Origin of the sequence: Mycobacterium sp. (assembly GCF_019247615.1) — a bacterium.
Classification (GTDB): domain Bacteria; phylum Actinomycetota; class Actinomycetes; order Mycobacteriales; family Mycobacteriaceae; genus Mycobacterium.
On record NZ_JAFBAT010000090.1, the window covers coordinates 1 to 4,506 of the forward strand.

A 4,506-nucleotide genomic window follows, 5' to 3' on the forward strand; every position below is an offset into this window, starting at 1 on the left:
ACGGGCATACGGGCGACGTGCTGCAGGTGGCGTTCAGTCCCGACGGTCACACGCTGGCGTCCAGCAGCGCCGATCACACCGTGCGGCTGTGGGACCTCACCGATCTGACGCACGCGGGCCCGCTGGGTCAGCCCCTTTTGGGCCACACCGACGGTGTCCTGAGTGTGGAGTTCAGCCCCGACGGGCACACTCTGGCGTCCGGCAGCGCCGACACCACCGTGCGCCTGTGGCCCACCCCGCTTGATGCGACCGTCGCGGTCCTCTGCTCGAAACTCACATCCAACATCAGCCACCAAGAGTGGCATGACTGGATTTCGCCCGCAGTCGGCTACATGACCCTTTGCCCCGACCTGCCGGTTCCGCAGTCATGACACAATCGTCGAAGCGACCGCGCCGACAGACATGTTCACCAACGTTCGTTTGGGATTCATTGCCGGAACGGCGGTTTCGCTTTCGGGGTCGGGGCAGCAAGGCGCCGTCGATCAGCGTTTCCTAGCCGTGCGCAGCGAGTTTGGCGCGAGTTGTCACAAATCGTGGCAACTCGGCCGTATTCGAACGTGTCGCCAGCGACGAACCGCCCCTGAGCTTTGGTGGCAGGTACAGGATTCGAACCTGTGAAGCTTTCGCGACGGATTTACAGTCCGCTCCCATTGGCCGCTCGGGCAACCTGCCGCCAGACAGGTTACAACGAACGGGTAGACAGGGCACAAACGGCTATCACCCGACGAAGGGACGGATGGGATGGCGGATTCATCGTTCGACATCGTCAGCAAGGTCGACCGGCAAGAGGTCGATAACGCGCTCAACCAGGCCGCCAAGGAGCTCGCGACCCGGTTCGACTTCCGCGGCACCGACACCAAGATCGTCTGGAAGGGCGACGAGGCCGTCGAACTGACATCGTCGACCGAGGAGCGCGTCAAAGCCGCCGTCGACGTCTTCAAGGAGAAGCTGATCCGCCGGGACATCTCGATGAAGGCCTTCGACGCCGGGGAGCCACAGGCGTCCGGCAAGACCTACAAGGTCACGGGCACCATCAAGCAAGGCATCAGCAGCGAGAACGCCAAGAAGATCACCAAGCTCATCCGCGATGAGGGACCGAAGAACGTCAAGACCCAGATCCAGGGCGACGAGGTCCGCGTGACCAGCAAAAAGCGTGACGATCTGCAGGCCGTCATCGCGATGCTGAAGAACGCCGACCTGGACGTTGCGCTGCAGTTCGTCAACTACCGATAGGCAATCGACCGGCGCGAGCGTAACGCCACGGCGGAAAAACGCGCCGATCTTCGCCGTGGCGTTGCGCTCGCGGCGCTAGTTTCGAAGCGAGGTTCGAGATGACCCTGAGTCCCCAGGCGGCCGATGACGTCGACGTCATCATCGTCGGCGCCGGCATCTCCGGCATCGACGCGGCCTATCGGATCTCCGAGCGCAACCCGGGCCTGACCTACCTGATCCTGGAGCGGCGCGCGCAGATCGGCGGCACCTGGGATTTGTTCCGCTACCCCGGGGTCCGCTCGGACAGCAGCATCTTCACCCTGTCCTTCCCGTTCGAGCCGTGGCCGCGGAAGGAAAACGTTGCCGACGGCGAGCACATCCGCGAGTACCTGATGGCAACCGCGCGCAAATATGGCATCGACCGCCACATCCGGTTCAACAGCTACGTCCGCTCGGCGGACTGGGATTCGTCCACCGACACCTGGACCGTCACCGCCGAAGAGGACGGCGCGCCCAAGCAGTACCGCGGCCGGTTCGTGTTCTTCGGTAGCGGCTACTACAACTACGACGAGGGCTATACCCCGGAATTGCCCGGCATCGAGCAGTTCGGCGGCGCCGTCATCCATCCGCAGCACTGGCCCGAAGACCTCGACTACACGGGCAAGAAGATCGTGGTGATCGGCAGCGGTGCCACCGCGGTGACGCTGATCCCGTCGCTGACGGACCGGGCCGCGAAGGTCACGATGCTGCAGCGCTCGCCGACCTACATCATGGCCGCGTCCAAGTACAGCAGGGTCGCCGCCGTTGTGCGAAAAGTCTTGCCGCGCAGGGCCGCCCACCTGGTGATCAGGATGCACAACGCACTGCTGGAAGCGATGATCTGGTTCTTGTCCCGCAAGACGCCCGGGCTGGTGAAGTGGCTGGCGCGACGCACGGCGATCAACTACCTGCCCGAGGGCTACGACGTCGACGTTCACTTCAAGCCGCGGTACAACCCGTGGGACCAGCGGATGTGCCTGATACCTGATGCCGACCTGTACACCGCGATCGCCGACGGCCGCGCCGAGGTGGTCACCGATCACATCGACCACGTCGACGCCGCCGGCATCGCGCTGCGATCCGGCGGCCACCTCGACGCGGACATCATCGTCACCGCGACCGGCCTGCAACTGCAGGCGCTCGGCGGCGCGGCAATCAGCTTGGACGGCACCGAGATCAAGCCGCAGGACCGCTTCGTCTACAAGGCGCACATGCTCGAAGAGGTGCCGAACCTGTTCTGGTGCGTGGGCTATACGAACGCGTCCTGGACGCTGCGCGCCGACATGACGGCGCGGACCACAGCAAAGCTGCTGGCGCACATGGCATCTCACGGTTACACCCACGCCTATCCGCACCGCGGCGAGGCAGAGATGCCCGAGAAACCGGCGTGGGACCTGCAGGCCGGCTACGTGCTGCGGTCGCTGCATGCGCTGCCCAAGTCGGGGACCAAGCGGCCGTGGAACGTACGCCAGAACTACTTCGCCGACGCCATCGTCTACCGGTTCGACCGCATCGAAGAGGCGATGGTTTTCGGCCGAGCGGGAGACCGCGCGCCCTTGGCGGGGTAGGCGCCCTTGGCCGGTTTCCGGCGTGGCGGACGTTCGGCTCCGCATTTCGCAGAAATGGGGTTCGGTGGGCGTCGGCTGCTGCGTGGGAGCAGCTGTCGCCGGGGCCGTATCAGGGCGCCGCCGAGGCACCTGCCCGGGCATGCTTCCTCCTTGCGGTCAAGACCTGTCCTTCGACCTTCAGCTAACCCGCACGGCGAGGGGTAGGGACCGAAGTCCCTGCCGGGAGGGTCATTGGTGAATTCCTTCTAAATCTCCGATGTCGCCAATACGCTGATCGCCATGGCATCTGAGAAGCGGGAACCCAAAGTCGTTGTCCTCGGTGGCGGTTCCTGGGGAACCACGGTGGCGTCAATCTGTGCGCGGCGGGGGCCGACCCTGCAGTGGGTGCGGTCCCAGGAGACCGCCGATGACATCAACGAGCATCACCGCAACACCGGCTATCTCGGAAAGGATGTCGTCCTCAGCGACACGCTTCGCGCGACCACCGATTTCGCGGAGGCGGCGAACTCCGCCGACGTCGTGGTCATGGGCGTGCCGTCACATGGTTTCCGCGGCGTGCTCACCGAACTGGCCAAGGAGCTGCGGCCGTGGGTGCCGGTGGTTTCGTTGGTCAAGGGCCTCGAGCAGGGCACCAACATGCGGATGTCACAGATCATCGAGGAGGTGCTGCCCGGTCATCCCGCGGGCATCCTGGCCGGCCCCAACATCGCCCGCGAGGTCGGTGAGGGGTACGCCGCTGCTGCGGTGCTGGCCATGCCGGACCAGCATCTTGCGACCCGCTTGTCGGGGTTGTTCCGCACCCGGCGCTTCCGGGTGTACACCAGCGACGACGTAGTCGGGGTGGAGATGGCCGGGGCATTGAAAAATGTCTACGCCATCGCGGTCGGCATGGGCTATTCGCTGGGCATCGGCGAAAACACCCGCGCATTGGTGATCGCCCGCTCGCTGCGGGAGATGACCAAGCTGGGCGTGGCCCTGGGCGGCGACCCCGAGACCTTCCCCGGCCTGGCCGGCCTTGGCGATCTGATCGTCACCTGCACCAGCCAACGCAGCCGCAACCGTCACGTCGGCGAACAACTGGGTGCCGGCAAGCCGATCGACGAGATCATCGCGTCGATGAACCAAGTCGCGGAGGGCGTCAAGGCTGCCAGCGTGATCATGGAGTTCGCTGGCGAATTCGGCCTCAACATGCCGATCGCCCGTGAGGTCGACGCGGTGATCAACCACGGCTCTACCGTCGAGCAGGCCTACAGCGGACTGATCGCCGAAGTTCCCGGACACGAGGTGCACGGCTCGGGCTTCTGAGTTCTCGCGGAACCGGTCGGGCCCACGACGCCGCGGAGCAGGCGATCGATGACTGGCAGCGCCAGCACGAGGCCGCGGGCGGCACCGTTCGGTTGCCTACCCGCCGCCTGATCCAATGCGGGCGCCAGAGCCGGCTTATCGTCCGGTACTGAAATCACCCCGCGCTATCGCCTCAAGCCGGCGGATGCGGTCCTCGATTGGCGGGTGAGTCGAGAACATCGATCCCATCCGCTCACCCGCGCGGAACGGGTTGGCGATCATCAGGTGGGCCTGGCTGGCCAGCTGCGGTTCCGGCGGCAGCGGGGCCGCCTGTACCCCGCCAGAGATCTTGCGCAGGGCCGACGCCAAGCCCAGCGGGTCGCCGGTCAACACGGCGCCCGAT

At 65.4% G+C, this 4,506-nt stretch carries 3 protein-coding genes, 1 tRNA gene and 2 pseudogenes; 4 read left to right on the forward strand and 2 right to left on the reverse strand.

Translation table 11 applies throughout. The features are described 5' to 3' along the window. Positions 1-371, forward strand: a pseudogene (locus JO059_RS06230) (hypothetical protein); the annotation flags it as partial. A 217-nt stretch (positions 372-588) separates the two neighbouring features. On the opposite strand, the gene JO059_RS06235 reads toward JO059_RS06230, so the two are convergent. Further along, positions 589-672, reverse strand: a tRNA-Tyr gene (locus tag JO059_RS06235). Between the two features lie 69 nt (positions 673-741). Between JO059_RS06235 and JO059_RS06240 the strand changes: the two genes are divergently transcribed. The 3 genes from JO059_RS06240 to JO059_RS06250 all read left to right on the forward strand — a co-directional run bounded on the left by JO059_RS06240 (position 742) and on the right by JO059_RS06250 (position 4,124). Then, positions 742-1,233 carry a YajQ family cyclic di-GMP-binding protein gene (locus JO059_RS06240; RefSeq protein ID WP_293315229.1) on the forward strand — a complete coding sequence of 164 codons (492 nt, stop codon included), beginning with the start codon at positions 742-744 and terminating at the stop codon, positions 1,231-1,233. A 98-nt stretch (positions 1,234-1,331) separates the two neighbouring features. Further along, positions 1,332-2,819, forward strand: coding sequence for an NAD(P)/FAD-dependent oxidoreductase (locus JO059_RS06245; RefSeq protein ID WP_293315230.1), 1,488 nt, complete (start codon positions 1,332-1,334; stop codon positions 2,817-2,819). A gap of 279 nt (positions 2,820-3,098) precedes the next feature. Continuing rightward, complete coding sequence (locus JO059_RS06250; RefSeq protein WP_293315231.1) at positions 3,099-4,124, forward strand: NAD(P)H-dependent glycerol-3-phosphate dehydrogenase; 1,026 nt, start codon at positions 3,099-3,101, stop codon at positions 4,122-4,124. 135 nt (positions 4,125-4,259) lie between these two features. Here the strand turns inward: JO059_RS06250 and JO059_RS06255 are convergent. Then, positions 4,260-4,506: pseudogene (locus JO059_RS06255) on the reverse strand (protease HtpX); the annotation flags it as partial.